Here is a 19,740-nt window from a genome sequence, read left to right as displayed (position 1 = left end):
GACAAAGCAAAACACTGCCCTTTACCTGGAGAGGGTGTGATCATCATCACTTTACCATTGTTGTTAAAACGTTGTTATGAACTTTTAAGGTACTTCAAACGTAATGCTTTCATAATTACCAACCTTAAGGCCCTTCCTCACGATTAGTCTCAGGATGTTCCCACCACCCATTACCGAGCCCTCCCCAGCGAATTCATACTCAATAATCCTGAAACCCGGCGGGAAGAGCCAGACAATCTCATAATCATACTCGGTAATCTCCTCCTCATAATAATCCTCATACTTGTTAATACCTTTCCTTAAATTGCCCTTGAAGTATATGTAAAACTCTAGGTAGGGCCTATCAAAGGAGCCCCTAAAGCCGAGACTAACGTCAATAACCCTGGCCCTAACGATCTCGTCATTAATCTTAATGGTCTCCTCATCCAGGAAGCCCTGCATATTCCTCATGACAGTCCTCAACTCATTAAGCGACCCCTCCCTATTCCTCAATAGGTCCCTGTAGTAATGATCTTTATCCAGGTACTCAAAAATAAGGTTCTCCCATACACCGCCATCAACCCCCATTGTGAATATGCCCTCGGCATGTATTGGCACCGGCTCACTCATTAAGGGTTAAGATGCGTTTAGATTCAAAAGTGTTGCTTGAGGGCATGATAGGTTTATTAAGGATTTGTTAGTAATGGTTATTGTGGATGAACTTATTTATGTAATTGGTCTGTTGGTTACGATAATAGCCTACCTGGCTCATTCACGTACTGGCTGGGTAGGAAGTTTGAGGGCATTGATTGGAGGTTTAGGGATTTGGAGGAGAAATTGAGCAATAGGATTAAGGAAGTAGAGACTAGGTTGGAAAATAGGGTAGCGAACTTAGAGAATAGAATGAATAATTTGGAAAGTAGAATGAGTAATTTAGAAAGTGGGCTTAAGTCAGCGGTTGTTAATGTTAATTCACTCCTTATTGAGTACATGGGGCTTAAGGGCTTGTTCTCGCAGGATGAGGTTAGGGTATTGACTAACGAGGTTAGTAGGGTTATTGGTATGGTTAGGGCTAACCCAATTAATAAGGAGGAGCTCGAGTTCATCAAGTCCGTGTTCTCCAAGGACCCTGAACAGATGAGCATTGAGGAGCTTGAGAGGGTTATCGAGATTGCAAAGCGTTGGTGGTGGGAGGACAACTCCGAAATAGCCTTCAAGGTATTTCAAGTGGCCAGCATAGTGAGGGCATACAAACTATACGGAAGGAAGAAGCAACAATGATGGGAACACATATTTACTTAATTGGTTGGTTAGAACCACCTTAGCTTATCAAAAGAGGACCGGATACGTGGAAGTGGAGTTTCATAAATTTAAGTACTGAAACTACGTACGTATTAGTACCCTCGGACATTTGGCAACTGGATCCCTCGAAACCCAGTGGATGACCGTCCCTATACGAGATTATTACTGCCACGGCAAGCGTCGCAAATATTGGTGATCCCTCGCTTGGCAATTACATAGGCAATTAATACGCCTCCGATCAGCGTCACGATTAATGTATACACTACAAACGTAGTAGTCCTTCAGGCGAACACCTAGGTTTTATATTAAATTGAGTTTATTTCGTTTACAAATATGGATTAAATATAAATTTTATATGGTAGGCTCGTAGAATCCTACGCTATATTATTTAGTTTATCAATGTATTACGTGTCATAAATCTTACAATAGATCGAGCCGATATATATTAGTTAAATTTGAGTTACCTATGCCAAAGATAATGAAAAGAGAAATAATGTACTTAGTACCCATCCTCGTCATGATCTCCGTAATATCCCTAATGGGTACGTTACTTAGTACGGGTGTACCCACTACACCGTACATGACAATAACGGTCCTAACCCCGCAAAACAGGACCGTGGTAAACGCGTACGTTCAGGTCTTCGCGTTACTACCACCTGGTCATAAGAGGTCATTGGTGGAGGTATGGAATGGCACGACCAATTGGCTTGGGCAGGCCTACGTGCCGTTAAGCAATATAGCCCCAATAGCCAGGGAGTGGGTTGAGGAGGGCTTCGGTAATGCTGGTGTTGGTCTGGAGGTGGTAGTAACCTACGTTAATGGGACGACGCTATACTCGAGATTCTACTTCATAACGTATAACCCCAAGGACCTACTCAACACGGCATCATTGGCAATGCCATTCCTAAACTATAGGACCATAAGTATAAGGCTTGAAAGGCTAGGAACCATCAATATAAACAACGGGATAACCTTAAACATACCAACATCACCAGGACCGCTAGGCTGCCCATTCTGCCAGTGGAATCTCGTTTGGAGTATGCAGACGAACACAACGTATATACCGCTCATATTTGCCGTGGACCAATACACCAGCAACACAAACTTTGTAGGCAATGTTGGTGCTGGTGTTACGCAATCAACAACGCTATACTTCTACGCATCAGTTGCCACAGAAACCACAGAACTCATATATGAAATTAGTGGTCAATCATTCTATCAATCCTTCAGTTATAGTTATAATTACACCGGTGATGGATTTGGTTATGAGTGGTCTATAGCCGCTGTTTATGTACAGGGTACACTGGGCATGGCGGAGTTTGTGAATTCATGTAACTCTAATTATCATGCTTATGAGACCTACGTACAAAGCGCGAATTTAAACGCGCTCTATACGACGCATAAGGTCGGTACGCAATACGTGAGTAATGCATTGAACACTCTGAACCAATACGTAGGTATAGTTACGGTACCCTTCGACGAGTTTGATCTATCATCCGCAGGGCAAGCGTATGAGTATAGTTATCTCTACATGCAAGAATACTTACAAGACTATCCATTCCTCTACGCAATACCTGTCGGTGCCATAATTGACCTACTAGAGCCTCAGCTTATACCATTTAGTCTAGGCATAGAGACCTCGTTGTTTGCTGAGGTGCAGACGCAGTCAACGAGTGTTACATATAGCCTTATTGCGATTATCAATAATCAAAATATGTTTGATTATGGCGATTTATTAGGAATTGGCGCTAATGTCCAGTATCAATATAATGGTCAAACCTTCTACCCAGTACTGAGTGGCTTCTATGTCGAGCCGCCGGGTAGTTACTCCGCATCGACCAACATCGTTGCCTGAGGCCAAATCACACAATATGCAGTGATTCTACGTAGTTCGTTATTCCCGTTAGTATCATCCTATGGCTAGTGCGGCTATTATTAGGCTCATGAACCTGCCAGAACCTTAAGCGTATTACTGCCTAACCTCTTCAGTAGTGGTTGTGAGAACCTAATTATGGCGTACGTGAATGCCGAGCTTAGTAGTGACGCTATTATGACCTCATAAATGGGATATAGTGCTGAGAAGAGTATTAGCTCTGTTATCGTGCCCGGACCAACGAGAAGCGGTGTAACTATTGGCACGAGCACGAACTCCTCAGGCTCCTTAACAGTGCTGACTGCCCTGGGTCCACCGGCCATTAGCGTCTCCATGGCTATGCCCATGAGTAACACGCCGCCTGCTATCCTGAAGGCGTCTAGGTTTACGCCGAAGGCCTGTAGTATGTACCTGCCGCCGACTGCGAATATCACCATTAGTAGGGGTACGCTAATGCCAACTAATTGGTAGACCCTCCTTAGTTGTTCTGGTTCCATGTTTATTATGTATATGGAAAGCGTCGGTATCGCACCTATTGGGTTAAGTATCGCTATTAATTGCCCAGTCATGTTTAGAATGTCTATTAGGCTCCAGGCACGGATAATCAACGCCTAATCACTATAATAACCTTTCACTCAATCATCTCTATCATCACGCGCTCAGTGGGGGGCAAGCGGCTCACTGATCACCAGTGTAGTAATTAATGATGCGTAAAAACTACTTATAGCCCTTACGGTGTTGGGCAATTAGTGATGATGAATTGGGAGCTGATGGGTGACGATGGGTATCCTAACTGATCAGCAAGGATAGCACTCTTCATTTTTATCGAGCCGGTCCGTACTCATCACTTAAAGGAACTATCTCACTTCTCGCCGTACTTCCTCCTTAAAATCTTTGCCGCCTCAGTCATTGAGCGTATCTTGGAGAAGGCTATCCTCCTCTCAAACTTCCTATACATACCAGGCGCAAACCCACAATCTGGGTTCAGCAAATCCTCCTTGGGTCAAGAACCTTCACAACCCTCTCAACCCTCTGCACCACGGTTTGCGGATCCTCAACCTGCGGGTTCCTAACGTCAATGACACCGAGCCCAAGCTCCTTATCGCTGGGCAGATCCTTAGCAAAGACTGCCGGGTCACCACTACCTGGGCTTGCGTACTCAAGTACGTACTGCCTAACCTTTATATCATAGACCTCGGGCGCAAGTCTCTCGAAGCCTATGCCGTAGAATGGTGAGTCTGGGTTTGGCCACCTATCCATGTGCATGCCGATCCTAACACCGTCAATCCCCTTTACCGTCTCATTTATTAGGTCCCTGGCCAGGTAAATCTCGTTCTTAAACCCCCTGTACTTCTGCCCATGTATCGCCTCAATGACCTTCCTATACCTGTCCGGCTCGTTCTCCCTGGCCTCTATTAAGTCACCGAGCATTGGTTCGTCAAGTTGTATGAAATCTACACCGGCGTCCCTGAGCCTAATTATCTCCTGCCTAAGCACCTTACTGTAGTCCTTGGCAAGATCCTCAGGCTGCGGGTATACCTGCCTTGAGTACTTCGCGTCCCAGGTCTCCCACATGATCAAGTACGGGCTTGGCAATGTGACCTTAATTCTCCTCTCTGTGACTGACCTCGTGAACCTGAACTCGTCAAGGGCTATCACGGCATCCCTAATCTGCTCAACAGCCACAGCCCTCCAGTAGGTCAACTGAGCCTTGTACTGCTTCATTATATCTATCGCCTTTGGATTGATGTCCGTCACGTAAATCAACTTAAACCCAGGTATTTTCTGGCCGACGAACGCCACGAAGCTAGTCCTCCTCTGCTCCCCATCGGTTATGACGTCTAAGCCGGCGAGCTCCTCCTCCTTAACCGTCAACTTAACCGCATCATCCAAGTACTCATCAAGCTCCTCCTTACTAATCTCACCCTTATTATACCTATCAAAGGCCTCTATCAACCACCTGGGCCTTGGGAAGCTACCGACCACCGACGTTGTGAAGGTTAGCTCCTGCATTACTTAGTACGAATTACTTAGTTTATAAAGTATTACGCCAAAGCCCAACACGGAAGTAACAACTAATTATTTAGAATTTATAGGGTGTGAAGTTCACGGCGCCGGTCCAATACCAGCAACCTTTGGGTAAGGTCTAGCCTCCCAAACAGCCCTCAAACCACACACATACCTTGTCAGTCTCTCCACGCCAATACCGAAGCCCGCGGTCTTCAGTGGGTATAACTCCCTAAGCATCTCCAGGTACCACCTATACTTATTTGGGTCCTCACCACCCTCCCTCATCCTGGCTATTATTCTCACTGGTTCGTACTCACGCTCAGCACCGCTAATGGCCTCACCAAAGCCTCCGGGTATAGCATGTCGAAGTCCCTGAGTATGCCAGGCCTCTGTGGTCCTCCCTGTCGTAGAATCCCCTAGCACCCTTTGGATAATCAATTATGAAAAGCGGGTTCTCGTGATAGGCGGACAGGAGCTTCTCGCATTCCCATCTAATCTCGGTGTTTTGCGGGTTCTTACATCCAAGTTCATTAACGAGCTCCACAGCCTCCCTATGTGTATACCTCTTAAACGGCTTATTGAAGTCTGGGAGCTGCCTATTGAGCTTTATCTCAAGCTCCTTACCGTAGTTATCCTTAACCCTCCTAATCACGTATATTATCATGTCCTCGGCAAGGTCGATTACCTGGTCGTAGGTGGCGCCGTAAACCTCAAGGTCAAGTTGGTAAAACTCAACAAGGTGCTACCGGTGAAGACGCTATCATTCGGTTCAAACCTAATGTTTGGGCTTAGGAAGTAGATCTTGCCTAGTGACGCGGCCATGTACTGCTTATAGAGTATGGCACTCGACATAACCTTATACTCCATACCATAGAAATCCACGGTGGCTTGCTTCGCACCCCTAATCCCTGGGTCAGTCACTGGGCCTATTATTGGTGCCAGGACCTCGGTAAAGCCCCTTGAGTTGAGGAAGTCCCTTAACGCGTCTATTATTTCGGCCTGAACCTTAAAGACGAGTTTATACCTATCCTCCCTAGCCCACCTCCATGAGTGAGCAAGCCATTCCTTAAGGAACTCCAGGTACTTACTCTGGTCGGAAGCCATCTTCTCGAATTCTAGTACTGCAGGGTGAAAGTACGGTTCTTTCCTCTCGGGCCACTTATTCATATGCTGATTCAAGGCTTAGGTAGCTTTTAAACATACCCCAAAAAAATAACAATAATTAACGAAAATATATTATCATATTATCCATTACTGATCATGAAGTCAATATCCAATACGTTCTTTATTATCGAAGAAAAATTATCAATTTGCCTCAACAATAATTCAATGCTTGATAATCCACGTAAATCACGCCTAGGTAAACCAGCGACCTCCCTAGCCATGTTAAGTACAAAATTCCTAAAGTTAGGGTCACCCAATGAATCATGCAGTGTTATCCCAATTACTAAATCCCTCTCTCTAAACACCCCATCTGCTTGCTCCGTGGGTTTTCCATTCCTTTCCTTGATCATTATTAGTGGTTTCTCATCAACGTACTGAGGAACACCTCTATGTATTTCGTAACCCCTAATCTCAACGCCCTCTATTCCATCCCTCAATCCAATAGCCCTTGATAATGATACGACCTTATCAACACCATAGACAGTATTGACATTAATAAGACCAAGCCCATCATAATTACCTGGAACACCTGCCTCAAGGCCATACGGGTCACTTAATACCCTACCCATTGCCTGAAAGCCGCCGCATATGCCCAATATAACACTTGAACCCTTAATCCTCATTAATGCCCTATCCAGCCCAACCCTCCTCATCCACTCAAGCTAGCGACCACGTTCTTAGAGCCGGGCAATATGACTAGGTGAGGTTCACCTAATTCCCTAGGGCTTCTAACTATCCTAACGGTGATGTCATCCTCGAGAATTAACGGATAGATGTCGTTAAAGTTCGAGACGTATGGATAGGCTATTAATGCAATGTCTAGAGGCCCATTACCAATTGGTCTCAGATCCATAGAGTCCTCAGGCCATAGCCACAAATCATCAACATAGGTATAACACCAAGAACAGGTTTTCCCGTCTTTCTCTCAAGCCACTTTATGGCTGTGCTCAGTAATTTCTCATTACCTCTAAACTTATTGATGATGAAACCCTTAACTAACCTCCTCCATCTCGGCGGTAATGCTTTCATTAATCCAAGTCTTGAATGAATGAACCGCCCCTGTCGATATCGAGGACCACGAATACATTGGCCCCAAGCCACTCGGCAGGTCTGAAATTAGCCAAGTCCTTACTAGCTAAGTTAGGTTCATAGGCCGACCCGGCACCCTCGCCAATTATTACGTCATACTCCTCGGTTAACTTATGTATACTGGTCTTAATGGCATTTATTGCAAGTCTTCGGATAGCATTATTATCACTAAGGTACTCATTGAAGGATAATTGGGCCCTTGGCTTACCGAGAATTATATACTCAGCCTTGTCGTTTAACATGGGTTTTATTAGGACTGGGTTATGATAGATGCTGGGCATTAGGCCGGCCACGTAGGCCTGCATGGCCTGGGCCAGCGCTATCTCGCCACCCTCAATGGACGGGTAGCTATTGAGTGACATGTTCTGCGCCTTAAACGGCGATGCATGGAAGCCCTTGGTACTAAGGATCCTTAATAGTGCACCTACGATCACTGTTTTTCCCGAATCACTCATTGTTGATGTTATGAAAACGTTCACTAAAGTGTGGAATGGTGTTGAGCCAATAAATCTTACCCTGCATTAAGGAAGAAAATTTAAGTAGTTTCTATAGGGAAATACACTAAGTGATGCGTATGACTGAGTGGACCACCGTGAGAAATTACAAATTATGGACTGGTATTGCCTCATGGCATTATCCATATACCTAATCGTTAAGTTATACGACACCCTCTTCCTAAGTCTTAGGGTGCCTATAATGGCTGTTGAAGTTGATGGCTCTATGAGGTTTATCGGGTCAATACACCCCTTTGCAACCCCCGTCCTGGCGTATGATATAGTATTAAGCATGGTCCTAACAGCCATACTATCATCACTAGCCTCAGTACTTATTTACTCCTCATTAATGGGCAATAAGTATAGGAGTGCTGGTGAATGCCAAGACAATTTGGTAATGGGTAGTGATGGCCGCGGAGATGGCGTTAATGCAGTAAGTAGTATTGCTCTATCAACCCTAGAAAAGAGAGCCCTGCAAATAATACGTAGGAGGGGCGGTATGATGACACAGGCGGAGTTAGGGCGTGAATTAGGGCTTAGTAAGTATCAAGTATCCAGGCTTGTGAAGAAGCTTGAGGCTAAGGGGGTTATTGAGAGGAGGAGGGCTGGCGTTACTAATGTTTTAATTTTACATAATGGTTTTAACGCCCTGAACAAGTTCAGTAAGAATAAGGACTAGGTTATCCCTATTGCCCTGAGAATTAACCAGGGTTTCTGAACCCTTATTAGTAAGGTAAACCCCTGAGTACGGTTCCCACCTAATTAGCCCTAGTTTCTTCATTTCATTTAAGTAGCGTATTAGTCTGTCATAGGGCACACCAACCATCATCGCAAGCCTACTCAACCTGTTACAGCTACCATTTTTATCCAGAGCGAGAAGTATGTCCGCGTATATCTCAATCCTAGTCCTTGGTTTCTTCCTGTACATCAAGAGACATAGTCTCTGCAACAGTCTTTAACCATATCGTAAAGGCGCACAGGCAACTAAACGGCAACCTTATTGCAACCTTTAAAGAAGGTTGCAAAACATGGCAATTGTTTTAAATGATTTTGATATTAATAGGGACTTTATGAGTGCTTCTTAATCGATACATGAATTACTGGGATCACCACGCACTTATCATTGCCCGTAATGACAACGTTATTCACAGCACCAAAGTCCACATTAACGTCGTAACCAGTGCCATTAACAATAATGGGGCTTGGTCCAAGGGGTATTTCAAATTTACCGCTCGGTAATGTGCAATTATATGTTTGCCCATTGGCTACGGCCTGAGCACCAGTAACGTATAGTCGTATTATATCGTATGTACCATTGGTTAACGAGCACTGGGCAGCGAGTTGGCTAGTATTAACTAACTGTGCCAGGTCAAAGGTCGTTTGCGTTAGGCTACAGGTTACCCAGGTATTATTGCCACCACCCTCCTTATGAAAAGCGATTTCGCTTATCGTTACGTACAAGTGGTCAACCTTAACAGGCTTGTCGGATAAGTAGACATATACCTGGCTTGTTAGGCCACTCGTTATACTAATCCCATGGCCACTAAGTACTAGGTAGCAATAACCCCTATCACTACTATAACTATTATTGCCCCTATGACCCAACCCTTCATGAAATCACCAATAGGTTGCTTTGTTTTTATTACTTAAAAAAAATACGCCGGGAAAAATCGTGGAAAATCCGTGGAAAGTACCACTACTATTTTTAAATTGTTGAAACCGGCGGAGCCACCGTCATGAGGGAGAGAATTGCGTGGCTAAAGAGGGACCTAAGCACCTTGGAGTTGCTGGCTCTCGGCTACTCAGATGTGTCATCAACATACTACTTCACACTCGGCATAGTGGCGCTGAACTCAGGTCCATTACTGCCAGTAACTATGTTCCTGGGGTCCCTATCCCTATGGCTCGTTGGGTTGCTTATGCCGAATTTGGTAGTGCAATACCAAGGACCGGCGGCGCCTATTACTACGTCCATCGTGAACTGGGCGATACCTGGGGCTTTATTGCAGGTTGGTTACTGAGCTTCGACCAAATACTAATGATTGCTTATGGCGCCTTAGGTACAATTAATTACCTCAGTGCAATGATCCCCCTTGTCTCGCGATGGCCTATTAATTCTGTATTGTCAATACTAGTCATAGTAATGATCATGGTGATAAATATACTTGGGATAAAGGCCTCTGCACGCTTTAACCTAACCCTACTAACAATTGATTTGCTTGGAATAATGACATTATTAGTGCTCGGTTACTACCTGGTAATTAGTCGTGGGATTACTATGCCCAGGTTGTCATTCAATTATGCTTATTTAATTCATGGATTGACATACTCATTTAGGGGTTACACGGGCATCGACGTGATTGCACAATCGACGGGGGAGGCCATGACTCCCTACATATCAGTGCCAAGGGCGATAATTAGTGTCTCCGCGTTATCAACCGCCGTGGCATTACTAATATCACTATTAACAATACTATCAGGCGCATTAACGGCTGTCTCCAGCAATACTGGTGATCCCATAGGTGCCCTGGCCAGGTACTTACTCAATAATACGTATTTATCCGCCTATATCTCAATATCAATAGCAATAGTGCTCCTCATATCCGTCAATGCCGGCATTGTGGACTTCTCAAGGAGCATCTACGTAATGAGTGAAGACGGCTTGTTACCGGGCAGGTTAAGTAGTGTTCATGGTAGGTATAGAACACCCCATTTAGCAATAATAATCTCATCATTAATAGCAATGTTATTCGTGATGCCAGGCAGTGTTGAGCTTATCGCGGACTCCTACGCAATAGCCTCGACCATGGTGTACTTAATGACTATGATCGCACTAATAATATTCAGAAATAAGGAACCTCACTTAATGCGCTACTTCAGGATACCTGGCATAGTCATAAGACGGTTGGAAATACCTATTGTGTCAATTATCGGTATCGCCATATACACATTCTCGATAATTCTCATAATTATAATTAAGTCGATATATGTGTTAGTAGTGCTGTCATGGTTATCCATAGGCATGTTACTGTACATGCTTAATAGATCTTCTCGATGCACTTAACCACGGAGTCCGACGCACCAACAATAAGTAATTTATCACCTGCCTCAATCCTAACCTCCTCATCACTAACTATCACATCCTCACCCCTTATGATCAATGGTATCGCTACACCACACTTCCTAGCAATACCCCTGACCTCCTGGTTTATGTATGGTGACTCAGAACTAATCACGACATAGTATGCCTGCACCTTATCATCGGAATAAAGCAATTGCTTAAATGGCAACCTTAAATAATGAGCAATCTTCGATAGGATGGCGTCCACAATAGGTATTGCGTAGACGCCTAACTCAATGAATGAATCGAGATACTTCTCCTTATTACTAACCAATGCTATTATTGTTGGTACACCCCTCGACTTCGCAATCCTAGCAACCTCCAGGTTGGACTCATCATCCATTGATAGAACCACAACCTCGCTCTCATCAATCCCGGCATTCCTGAGTATTGATTCATCCCTTGGATCACCAACATAGACATAGGCAGGGACGCCCCTACCCAATTTCGCCTCATTTTCATTACCCGCTATCATACCCACATCATAGCCATTACCGACCAATAGCCTAGCAACTACGACACTTATCTCATTTATCCCTATAATTAACGCCTTACGCACAAGCCTTAAGCAAGGCTGTATTTAAAAACCGATTTACCTAAGGTCAACCTGCCTACCATAGCCCTCAAGAAACCTCCTCAGGTCATCCTCCCTAGGCAGGTTCTCCTCATCACCCCTAACCATCACCACCATCGCAGCCGCTGCCGAAGCCCTCCTCATGGCGTTCTCCACATTGTGACCCCTAAGTATTGATGCAAGGAAAACCCCGGCGTAGGCGTCGCCAGCGCCAATCGGTCCCTCACAGGGACCCTAAAGGCATCGACCTTAACGATCTTACCCTCCCAATACGCCACCGAGCCCTTAACGCCAAGCTTAAGCACAATCCTATCAATGCCAAACCTCGAACGTAACTCCCTAAACACATCGTCAACCACAGACACACCAAGTGATAGGTTGGCCTCATCCTCGTCAAGGAACACAATATCCACGAAATTAAGCGCCTTTGAGAGCACGTTAATCGCGTCCTCCACCCGCACCCACAGCTTCCTCCTATAATTAACATCAAATGACGTGGTGACACCCTTACCACGGGCAATCTCCAAACCCCTAAATGCCGCTGACCTGGCGGTGTCGCTAATAGCCATGGTTATGCCTGTCGTGTGAAAAACCCTGGCGCTACCAACGTAGTCCGGGTCCACATCATCAGGGCTTAGGACCGAGGCTGCGGAACCCCTCCTGTAATAAAGCACATCGCTGACGCCAGGTATCGGATAATTCCTCTGGACGAAGTATATGCCCGTGGGCCTCTCAGAGTCGAACCTAATATGACTAACATCAACACCCTCACCCCTAAGCCAATTATAGATAAATAGGCCGAACTCATCAGCACCAAGCCTAGTTATCAACCCACAACTAACACCAAGCCTAACCAAGGCAACGCACACGTTGGCCTCAGTACCCGTTGCGTGCTTCTCGAAGTAAGTAACGTGCCTAAGCGGTCCATCGGTAACGGCATTAAACTGAACCAAGGGCTCGCCCAAAGCCACAACCTCGGGCATTAAAGTGAGGTAATCACGGCATTTATTAAGGAATTACTCTAACAAATTCAAGGAAGCTAAAACCTTAAAAACAACACAGTTAAGGAATCAACGGGGCCCGTAGTCTAGCCTGGTAGGATGCCCAGGGCTGATGCCCCGTACAAGCCTGACGCGCGGGAGATCCCGGGTTCAAGTCCCGGCGGGCCCACCACGGTATTATGTGATCATTTGATTAGGTTTATTAAAGTAATTGGTCCGATCTTTTTAGCTATGGTAATACCCATCACTGTTCTAAGGATTTTGAAGAAGCTTCGTAGGGTTACTCGAAGCGTTGTGTTTTATTCGTTAATTCTATTCCTGGTTATTTTATTTGTTGGTGCTCTCGTAATGTATCTAATCGAGCACGGCAAGAACCCTGGGTTTAATAATTACTTTAATGCTGTTTGGTTTGTTATGGAGACCATAACGACCGTTGGTTATGGCGATGTCGTCCCTAATACATACCTTGGAAAGTTGGTGGATATGGTTATTATGCCTGTGGGTATTGCTACGATAAGTCTATTAACTGCATCAATAGCCACGGAACTAACGAACATGGCGATAACGAGGAGTATGGGTCATCACGCAACCTCAAAGGGTAGGCATGTCATTATTATTGGTGATGCTGATAGGTCGTTGAGGGTTATTAATGTTATTGAGGAATTAATGAGTAGGAGGAGTGAGGTCGTTGATATTCTATATATAAGTAATGGCGATAGGCCGCCGTCATTACCTAGTGATGTTGAGTTTGTTCATGGCGATCCATTTAATGCCAATGACTTATTGAGGGCTGGCGTAGATAGGGCTTCCACCGTCGTTATACTCCCATTTAATGATGTTGATGTCAAGGCCGCGGATGCGAAGGTTATATTGTTAACCATGAGTGTCAGGAAGTTGAACCCCAACGCTTACATAATTGCTGAGGTTCTTAATGAGGCTGATAGGGACTATGCCTGAGTGCCGGTGCTAATTCCGTGATATCCCTGGGCTCCTTCACGACTGTTATGATAGCCAATGAGGTCTTTGATCGTGGGTTATCCTCAGTATTAATGAACATAATTAACAGGGGTAACCTGGCTTAATGGAGGCCAGCGAGTATGTTGGGAGGCTGTTCATGGAGGTCATGCAATTGGTTAAGTCTAGGTTGAATTACTTAGTCATTGGTGTGATCAGGAATGGTGAGGTCATTCTTAACCCAGGTAATGATTTTGTGATTCAGCCAGGCGATTCATTACTCATCATTAAGTGACCCACCAATAGCCTTAAAACACCATTTAGCGTGTACTCACTTGGAGTTAGGGGATTTATGCCATCACTCCTCATGTAGCTTTCCGTAACCCTACCAATGGCTATAACGGACTTACCCCTAAGCTTATCCCTGACGCAGTTTCTCACTGCCTCATAGGTCATGGGGCTCATGAAGATGACATAGTCAACGTAATTAATGAGCTTGCACGTAATTTCAACACCCACGGGGTTTGGCCTCACATCGTAGAGTCCATACTCAATTACATCGTAATTGAGTTTCCTAAGTTCGTTAATGATATAATTATTACCCCTCAGTGACCTTAACACCACGACCTTACCACGCGGTAAATCACGCATCATATTTATTATACCATAGCTCGAGAACTCCCTAGGCACTATGCATGCAACACCCAGTTTTTCCACCTCGTTACATGTTTGTGGGCCAACACCGATTATCTTCACGTCATTATTTAACTGCCGTAGCTTTTCGCTAACGTACCTCACCACGGTAGTGCTCATTATGATCACGTAATTAACACCGTTAAGTGAGACCTTACTAATCACGTCCTCATTGGGTACGATATCAATGACTGGTACTTGAATTACGTCAACGCCATTAACGTGAATTGGCCTGATCTTTCCCGAGGCCCTAAGAATGAGCACCTTCATTACCAACACCAAGCTCCTCAGCCAGTGACTTGGCGGTGAGTTCGATAGCCTCCCTACTGCTCATGCTTGGTCTCCAGCCGACCTCCCTGATTATTTTATCGATTGATAATAACATTCGCTTAACATCGCCAGGCCAGCCCCTCCCATCTGGTGTTGCTGGTTTATACTTGATTCTTGGGTTGAAGCCGGATGCCTTGATGACTATGCTCACTATATCCCTAACACTTATTGAGTCCCGATTCCCAACATTGTACGTGTAAGCACCGCCGTTCTTCACGGCATATTCCCAAGCCTTTAATGTGGCGTCTATAGTATCGGTTATGTATAGGTATGATTTTTCCTGCGTGCCATCACCAAGGACCTCAAGCTCACCTGGATTTTTCTTCAACTTCATTAGTAGGTCGTAGATTACACCATGCCTAAGCCTAGGCCCAACGATGTTCGCATATCTGAGGACCACACAGTTAATTCCATAGAGCCTTGCGTAGGTTCCGCACATAATTTCGCTAGCCGCCTTGGCAGCACCGTAGACACTTATTGGCTGTATTGGATGATCTTCAGGTGTTGGTATGATCTTGGCATCGCCATATACAGTACTTGATGATGCGTACACGATATTCTTAACCCCGTACTTACGGGATAACTCAAGCACGTTAAACGTAGTCACAACATTCTCGTCAAAGTGTATCCTGGGTTCGGTTACTGATATCCTAACCTCTGGGTTAGCCGCTAGGTGAAACACCGTGTCAACGCCCCTAAATGCCCCGGGGTCGCTTAAGTTCTTTAGGTCATCCTTAATGAACTTAACCCTATCAATAACATTCCTAAGCCTATTCAACTCACCTGAACTTAGGTTATCAATAATAAGCACATCGAAACCCTCCTCCACAAGTCTCTCCACTAAGAAAGAGCCTATGAAACCGGCACCACCCGTCACAAGTAACTTCGTTATGTTGATCACCTCATTAACGCGAGACTAATAAGGCCAATTATTAACCCAAGTATAAGCCCAACATTACCTAGGAAAATCTGTATTATGAATAAGACCAGTAAAGTCACCTTTATGGATTTACCTACCTCATGAGCTTTACCTTGCAATGCATTAACTACTATGTACATCATTATTAGCACTAGAATTATCGATACGGTACCCACTATCCCAAAAAGGCCAAGTTGGAAATCACCATTTAACTGGGATACGTATGTTGGAGGTAAAAGAGCCATCACGGGTTCTATGAAGCTCGGGTTTACGTAATACTCAAATTGAATGTAAATAGTTAGGCTCGCATTGATTAGGTACAGTAGTAGGCTTATCCCATATAAAATGTGCCATGCCTTAACTCCCTGCACCCTACTCATTAAGTGGTATCCCTACCCTTGGGTTATAAATATTGCAATAATAACCCCAGCGAGAAAACTTATAAAGTGACCAAGCCTATTAATACCAATATTACCTATCACAAGCACGGGCGGTATTGGTATTAATAACCACAGTGATTCATACGCCATGTATAGCATTATTAGAAAATTGAAGGCATGCATAAGCCTAATTGGTCCCCTTACAATGTTTATTAATGACGCCATTAAAACAGCACCCAGCAACCCCATGGTCATTGCTGATAATCCATAAGTCACAATAACCCTGTTGTATATTAGGGTTAGAATTACCGTAGAAAAACCAATACCAACCATACCAGTTAGAACACTGGTCAGTAGGTAATACTTCAATCTGAGCTCTAGCACGGCAATGGCGGTTATAAAAATAAAAATGGGCAATGTACCGACTAGATCTGCAACACTATCGGGCAGTAATGATACGAGTAAGTAAATAATAACGTAGAGAAAGCCCTTAACCATACTCTGCCTCATTTCCATAAATGCCTTATTCAAAATAAGACCAGGCCTTATCAGGAAAACTGACGCGTAGCTAATCAGTACTATTATTGCTACAACTACCACATAGGCGTAGTTAATGCCTAGTCCTCTACGTAACCTGGCCAACACGTAAATAAACAACATGGATAATATAAACTCTGGGAGTAGGGCGTAGTAACTTGGCACTAGCACTGCGATTAACGTGCTTAATGCCGCGATCATTAGTACGGCCGGATAATAGAGTACAAGTGTCGAGACCTTAATTCTCATGCTCATTCCTGGTTCATGGGGTATTAAGTTTTTAATATGCATTTCATTAAGTGGGTTATCGACACCATGTGAGGATTGTTATTGTGCTTCATGGATCGCGGGACCCCGGTTACATAAATAGCGTAAAGCATTTCGCGGATAGAGTTGGCATTGACTATGCATTTACCTCATTTTCTAAACCCTTAATAAATGAGGTGAGCGGTGATGTATATATACCATTGTTCATCGGTTATGGTAAGGATTATGACCAGGCAGTTACAATGACAGGTTTCGAGGCACCACCATTACTTAGGTGGCCACGTGTGAGGGATTTCCTACTGAGCCTTGGACCTGGCTTATATGTGCTTCACGGTGATAATGACCCAAGGTTCCTCAATGACGTAAGTAGGCTAAATATCCGTGATATTGCCTTCCTCAAGATTGAGCCTACAATCAGGAATTACTTGATGCATCATTGCCCAGGTAAGGTAGTGCCTGTGGTTTTTACGAAGGGCGTGATTTATAGGGAAATTTTAACTACAGTAAGTGAGACTTGTCGAAAAACTGAGGTGTTGAGACCTTTGTTTGAACTCGAGACATTTATAACGTATTTCAGAGATTTATTACCATGGCTCGTACAAAACACAAGGCCAATAGGGTAACTTTGTGAGACAACCATGCTCGAGGTATTAATGCTATACTACGTTGTGATACTAATGGCCTCGGTAATACTTGATACCGTGCTTGGCGAGCCCAGGGGCATATTCATAAAAACACATCCCGTGGTTATTAGTGGCAATATTGCATTCAAACTATTTAAGCCAGGTAATAAGCTCTTTGGAATATTATTATGGTTTATTTCCGTTATCCCAATAATGATCATTTACTACTTAATACCGCGCATCTTAATAATGGTTAATGTCGTGGTGGGGATCATAGTTTATGCCTATATCCTGAAATTGACATTTTCCATAAAATTAATGAGAAATTATGCCAAGAGAATATTAAGGAATATTGAGTCAGGAAATCTAGACAAGGCCCGCATGCTGACCCAGGAAATAGTCAGGAGGAACGTATGGGATTTGGATACTCCCCACCTAATATCTGCCGTTATTGAAAGTCTCGCTGAGTCCTTCGTCGATGGTATCCTCTCACCACTATTTTACTTCGCATTGCTTGGTTTACCAGGAGCCTTGCTACAGAGGCTTTCCAATACCATGGATTCGGTAGTTGGTTATAAGGGGTGGCCGTATGAGGATGTTGGTTGGTTTTCCGCCAGGGTTGATACCGTGCTGAACTATATACCCGCAAGGCTGTCCTCAGTAATAATCGCGGTGGCATCCGCATTAATGGGGTTGAACTGGAGGAATAGTATCAAAGTGGCTATTCACGAACACGATAACGTGAAAAGTATTAATTCGGGTTGGCCCATGGCATCCTTTGCTGGTGCCTGGAGATCATGCTAGAGAAGGTTGGCGTGTATAGAATTAATGGAGGCATAATGGTGCCTGACGCAGCTAAGTTAAGATTAGCAATTAAATTATTCGACTTCGCAGTTATTATCACGTTAATAATTATTTCAGCGTCTTTAATCCTTAGAGTGTTCTTTATACCATTATTTATTTAGTGAAAAATTTCAACATAATGGATAATTAAATTATTACCAGTATGTAATTAATAGCCTTTATTTTTTTACGGCGGAGTGTGTGATAGGTCACATATAATATTTAGGAATAACCTTTTTATACTAGAGCTACATACCCATTTGGTAGATTACTATGGCTTCCATAACCACATCAAGTGGAGAGACAACACCGGCCGAGATTGAGAGACAACTAACAGAGAGACAGCTGCAAGTACTTCAATACCTGCTTAAAAAGGCTGTCCCACTTAAGGTATACACAGTATATGCCGACCAGGATGAACTAGCCAGAGAGCTGGGGATGACTAGGCAAGCACTCAGTGTTCACCTTAAGAAACTTAAGGACTTTGGGTTGATAAGGACTGGCCGTGAATTCGTTGACGTCACTGACAAGGCACTTAGGGTATTGAGGATGAGCTCCAATGAAGCGATAATACTCGTTAAGGTCCAGCCTCGATATAGGACAATAATTTACGAAAAGATTAAGGAGTTACCCATCGAGAAGGCCTACAGGGTTTCAGGCGATTATGACTTAATACTAATAACCAGGGAGGTCAACGTTAACGATATACTACGTGTACTCAGTATGATGGAAGGTATTGAGGATACAAAAACCTTCATATCCCTGGAAACACTCAGAGAATGATAGCATCACTTGATCACATACTGATTAAACATTACGGCGGTAATCTCCTTATTATTACGCTGGAAGGTTTATTAACCATATAGGGATTAGGCATTACGTAATACCATGGAGGCCGTCAATCCTGAAATAAGGATTGATGCATACATAAGGAATGTGGCCAACGCACTTGATCAAATAGAGAAGGAGGGCATTAAGAATGAAGTAATCGAGATAGCCAGGGCATACCTAAAGGACTCGATCTACTACCTATCAAGGGGTGACCAATTTACCGCACTGGCGACAATAGCCTACGCCGAGGGCTTACTCGATGCGTTGAGGCTCCTTGGAATGGCCCATTTTAATTGGAGTAGGACTGATGACTTGATCAAGAGGGCTCAGAATAAGGTGTTCGTGGCAGGCACGTTTGAGATAATACACCCAGGTCACATAGCCTACCTGAGACGTGCCTGGACCCTCGGCCGTGTCGTCGCGGTTATTGCCCGTGACTCAACGGTTAAGAAGATCAAGGGTAGGGACGTGGTAATACCCGAAAACCAGAGGTTGGAGGTTATTAGTAATATTGTCTATGTTCATAAGGCTAGGCTTGGCTATGAAGGTGACATGTTTAGGGTTGTTGAGGAGGAGAGACCAAATATAATACTGCTCGGGCCCAATCAGCCGTTTAATGAGAATTCATTAAGGGAGGAATTAAAAAAAGAGGGATTTGGGTAATATCGAGGTCATTAGGTTCAATGACTATGTAGACTGCCCGCTATGCAGCACGACAAAGATACTCAAGGCCGTAAGTAATAAGTTCGGTCAAGG

General features: G+C 44.2%; 24 protein-coding genes, 1 tRNA gene and 4 pseudogenes. 14 read left to right on the top strand and 15 right to left on the bottom strand.

The features are described from left to right. Positions 1 to 84 precede the first annotated feature (84 nt). Entirely contained in the window at positions 85 to 609 is a 525-nt protein-coding gene (locus tag JCM16159_RS08090; protein ID WP_054857494.1) for a hypothetical protein, read from the bottom strand. An 82-nt stretch (positions 610 to 691) separates the two neighbouring features. On the opposite strand from JCM16159_RS08090, the gene JCM16159_RS19095 reads away from it, so the two are divergent. The 3 genes from JCM16159_RS19095 (at position 692) to JCM16159_RS08080 (ending at position 3,136) form a co-directional block, all read left to right on the top strand. After that, the gene (locus JCM16159_RS19095) at positions 692 to 820 is read left to right on the top strand and encodes a hypothetical protein (protein WP_367834396.1); all 129 of its coding nucleotides are present in this window, start codon (positions 692 to 694) and stop codon (positions 818 to 820) included. Next, positions 805 to 1,260: a hypothetical protein gene (locus tag JCM16159_RS08085; protein ID WP_243666376.1), complete on the top strand. Its 456-nt coding sequence runs from the start codon at positions 805 to 807 to the stop codon at positions 1,258 to 1,260. Before JCM16159_RS19095 ends, JCM16159_RS08085 begins: the two co-directional genes overlap by 16 nt. A gap of 499 nt (positions 1,261 to 1,759) precedes the next feature. Continuing rightward, positions 1,760 to 3,136 carry a hypothetical protein gene (locus JCM16159_RS08080; RefSeq protein ID WP_243666375.1) on the top strand — a complete coding sequence of 459 codons (1,377 nt, stop codon included), beginning with the start codon at positions 1,760 to 1,762 and terminating at the stop codon, positions 3,134 to 3,136. A gap of 86 nt (positions 3,137 to 3,222) precedes the next feature. On the opposite strand, the gene JCM16159_RS08075 is transcribed toward JCM16159_RS08080, so the two are convergent. The 6 genes and pseudogenes from JCM16159_RS08075 to JCM16159_RS16240 all read right to left on the bottom strand — a co-directional run bounded on the left by JCM16159_RS08075 (position 3,223) and on the right by JCM16159_RS16240 (position 7,896). Beyond that, a complete protein-coding gene (locus tag JCM16159_RS08075) occupies positions 3,223 to 3,762 on the bottom strand; it encodes a MarC family protein (RefSeq protein ID WP_243666374.1) in 540 nt (179 codons plus the stop codon). 254 nt (positions 3,763 to 4,016) lie between these two features. Beyond that, positions 4,017 to 5,167 (bottom strand): annotated as a pseudogene (locus tag JCM16159_RS08070) (cobalamin-independent methionine synthase II family protein). Positions 5,168 to 5,260: 93 nt separating this feature from the next. Further along, positions 5,261 to 6,331 (bottom strand): annotated as a pseudogene (locus JCM16159_RS08065) (asparagine synthetase A). A 77-nt stretch (positions 6,332 to 6,408) separates the two neighbouring features. After that, a pseudogene (locus tag JCM16159_RS16245) lies at positions 6,409 to 7,181 on the bottom strand (hypothetical protein). After that, positions 7,172 to 7,357, bottom strand: coding sequence for a hypothetical protein (locus JCM16159_RS19090; protein ID WP_367834395.1), 186 nt, complete (start codon positions 7,355 to 7,357; stop codon positions 7,172 to 7,174). Before JCM16159_RS19090 ends, JCM16159_RS16245 begins: the two are co-directional and overlap by 10 nt. Next, positions 7,357 to 7,896 carry an AAA family ATPase gene (locus JCM16159_RS16240; RefSeq protein WP_367834394.1) on the bottom strand — a complete coding sequence of 180 codons (540 nt, stop codon included), beginning with the start codon at positions 7,894 to 7,896 and terminating at the stop codon, positions 7,357 to 7,359. Before JCM16159_RS16240 ends, JCM16159_RS19090 begins: the two co-directional genes overlap by 1 nt. Before the next feature lie 130 nt (positions 7,897 to 8,026). Here JCM16159_RS16240 and JCM16159_RS08055 point away from each other — a divergent pair, with 130 nt between their 5' ends. Next, a complete protein-coding gene (locus JCM16159_RS08055; RefSeq protein WP_243666373.1) occupies positions 8,027 to 8,590 on the top strand; it encodes a MarR family transcriptional regulator in 564 nt (187 codons plus the stop codon). Here JCM16159_RS08055 and JCM16159_RS08050 read toward each other — a convergent pair. Together JCM16159_RS08050 and JCM16159_RS08045 are read right to left on the bottom strand one after the other, a co-directional pair. Next, the gene (locus JCM16159_RS08050; protein WP_054857491.1) at positions 8,540 to 8,839 is read right to left on the bottom strand and encodes a winged helix-turn-helix domain-containing protein; all 300 of its coding nucleotides are present in this window, start codon (positions 8,837 to 8,839) and stop codon (positions 8,540 to 8,542) included. The genes JCM16159_RS08055 and JCM16159_RS08050 overlap by 51 nt on opposite strands. Positions 8,840 to 8,979: 140 nt before the next feature. Then, positions 8,980 to 9,516: a DUF4382 domain-containing protein gene (locus tag JCM16159_RS08045; RefSeq protein ID WP_243666372.1), complete on the bottom strand. Its 537-nt coding sequence runs from the start codon at positions 9,514 to 9,516 to the stop codon at positions 8,980 to 8,982. A 131-nt stretch (positions 9,517 to 9,647) separates the two neighbouring features. Here JCM16159_RS08045 and JCM16159_RS16235 point away from each other — a divergent pair, with 131 nt between their 5' ends. Continuing rightward, positions 9,648 to 9,932, top strand: a complete 285-nt coding sequence (locus tag JCM16159_RS16235) for a hypothetical protein (protein ID WP_243666371.1) — start codon at positions 9,648 to 9,650, stop codon at positions 9,930 to 9,932. Beyond that, positions 9,851 to 10,975, top strand: coding sequence for an APC family permease (locus JCM16159_RS08040; protein ID WP_243666413.1), 1,125 nt, complete (start codon positions 9,851 to 9,853; stop codon positions 10,973 to 10,975). Before JCM16159_RS16235 ends, JCM16159_RS08040 begins: the two co-directional genes overlap by 82 nt. Here JCM16159_RS08040 and JCM16159_RS08035 read toward each other — a convergent pair. After that, the gene (locus tag JCM16159_RS08035) at positions 10,950 to 11,591 is read right to left on the bottom strand and encodes a TrkA family potassium uptake protein (protein WP_054857490.1); all 642 of its coding nucleotides are present in this window, start codon (positions 11,589 to 11,591) and stop codon (positions 10,950 to 10,952) included. The genes JCM16159_RS08040 and JCM16159_RS08035 overlap by 26 nt on opposite strands. 33 nt (positions 11,592 to 11,624) lie before the next feature. Next, a pseudogene (kdgK, locus tag JCM16159_RS08030) lies at positions 11,625 to 12,589 on the bottom strand (bifunctional 2-dehydro-3-deoxygluconokinase/2-dehydro-3-deoxygalactonokinase). A 93-nt stretch (positions 12,590 to 12,682) separates the two neighbouring features. Between kdgK and JCM16159_RS08025 the strand changes: the two are divergent. The 3 genes from JCM16159_RS08025 (at position 12,683) to JCM16159_RS16230 (ending at position 13,856) form a co-directional block, all read left to right on the top strand. Then, a tRNA-Val gene (locus tag JCM16159_RS08025) sits at positions 12,683 to 12,779 on the top strand. 59 nt (positions 12,780 to 12,838) lie between these two features. Continuing rightward, the gene (locus JCM16159_RS08020; protein WP_243666370.1) at positions 12,839 to 13,564 is read left to right on the top strand and encodes an ion channel; all 726 of its coding nucleotides are present in this window, start codon (positions 12,839 to 12,841) and stop codon (positions 13,562 to 13,564) included. Positions 13,565 to 13,688: 124 nt separating this feature from the next. After that, positions 13,689 to 13,856, top strand: coding sequence for a TrkA C-terminal domain-containing protein (locus JCM16159_RS16230; protein WP_243666369.1), 168 nt, complete (start codon positions 13,689 to 13,691; stop codon positions 13,854 to 13,856). Here JCM16159_RS16230 and JCM16159_RS08015 read toward each other — a convergent pair. The 4 genes from JCM16159_RS08015 to JCM16159_RS08000 are packed head-to-tail and all read right to left on the bottom strand — an operon-like array spanning position 13,823 to position 16,675. Further along, complete coding sequence (locus JCM16159_RS08015) at positions 13,823 to 14,518, bottom strand: uroporphyrinogen-III synthase (protein WP_243666368.1); 696 nt, start codon at positions 14,516 to 14,518, stop codon at positions 13,823 to 13,825. The genes JCM16159_RS16230 and JCM16159_RS08015 overlap by 34 nt on opposite strands. Further along, a complete protein-coding gene (locus tag JCM16159_RS08010; protein ID WP_054857523.1) occupies positions 14,505 to 15,476 on the bottom strand; it encodes an NAD-dependent epimerase/dehydratase family protein in 972 nt (323 codons plus the stop codon). Before JCM16159_RS08010 ends, JCM16159_RS08015 begins: the two co-directional genes overlap by 14 nt. Before the next feature lie 5 nt (positions 15,477 to 15,481). Continuing rightward, positions 15,482 to 15,883, bottom strand: a complete 402-nt coding sequence (locus JCM16159_RS08005) for a hypothetical protein (protein ID WP_054857488.1) — start codon at positions 15,881 to 15,883, stop codon at positions 15,482 to 15,484. Positions 15,884 to 15,895: 12 nt separating this feature from the next. After that, a complete protein-coding gene (locus JCM16159_RS08000) occupies positions 15,896 to 16,675 on the bottom strand; it encodes a hypothetical protein (RefSeq protein WP_243666367.1) in 780 nt (259 codons plus the stop codon). 44 nt (positions 16,676 to 16,719) lie between these two features. Here JCM16159_RS08000 and JCM16159_RS07995 point away from each other — a divergent pair, with 44 nt between their 5' ends. The 5 genes from JCM16159_RS07995 (at position 16,720) to JCM16159_RS07980 (ending at position 19,647) form a co-directional block, all read left to right on the top strand. Then, complete coding sequence (locus JCM16159_RS07995) at positions 16,720 to 17,310, top strand: hypothetical protein (protein WP_243666366.1); 591 nt, start codon at positions 16,720 to 16,722, stop codon at positions 17,308 to 17,310. Positions 17,311 to 17,325: 15 nt separating this feature from the next. Beyond that, complete coding sequence (locus JCM16159_RS07990) at positions 17,326 to 18,114, top strand: cobalamin biosynthesis protein (RefSeq protein ID WP_243666365.1); 789 nt, start codon at positions 17,326 to 17,328, stop codon at positions 18,112 to 18,114. Next, positions 18,108 to 18,275 carry a hypothetical protein gene (locus tag JCM16159_RS16225; protein WP_243666364.1) on the top strand — a complete coding sequence of 56 codons (168 nt, stop codon included), beginning with the start codon at positions 18,108 to 18,110 and terminating at the stop codon, positions 18,273 to 18,275. Before JCM16159_RS07990 ends, JCM16159_RS16225 begins: the two co-directional genes overlap by 7 nt. Before the next feature lie 151 nt (positions 18,276 to 18,426). After that, complete coding sequence (locus JCM16159_RS07985; protein WP_054857486.1) at positions 18,427 to 18,936, top strand: Lrp/AsnC ligand binding domain-containing protein; 510 nt, start codon at positions 18,427 to 18,429, stop codon at positions 18,934 to 18,936. Between the two features lie 105 nt (positions 18,937 to 19,041). Further along, on the top strand, positions 19,042 to 19,647 hold the full coding sequence (locus JCM16159_RS07980; RefSeq protein ID WP_243666363.1) for a cytidylyltransferase family protein: 606 nt from the start codon (positions 19,042 to 19,044) through the stop codon (positions 19,645 to 19,647). Positions 19,648 to 19,740: the final 93 nt, after the last annotated feature.

Origin of the sequence: Vulcanisaeta sp. JCM 16159, from assembly GCF_001316265.1 — an archaeon.
In the GTDB taxonomy this organism is placed as follows: domain Archaea; phylum Thermoproteota; class Thermoprotei; order Thermoproteales; family Thermocladiaceae; genus Vulcanisaeta.
The sequence above is the reverse complement of the archived record's forward strand: the minus strand, read 5'-3'. Positions and strand labels throughout refer to the sequence as shown.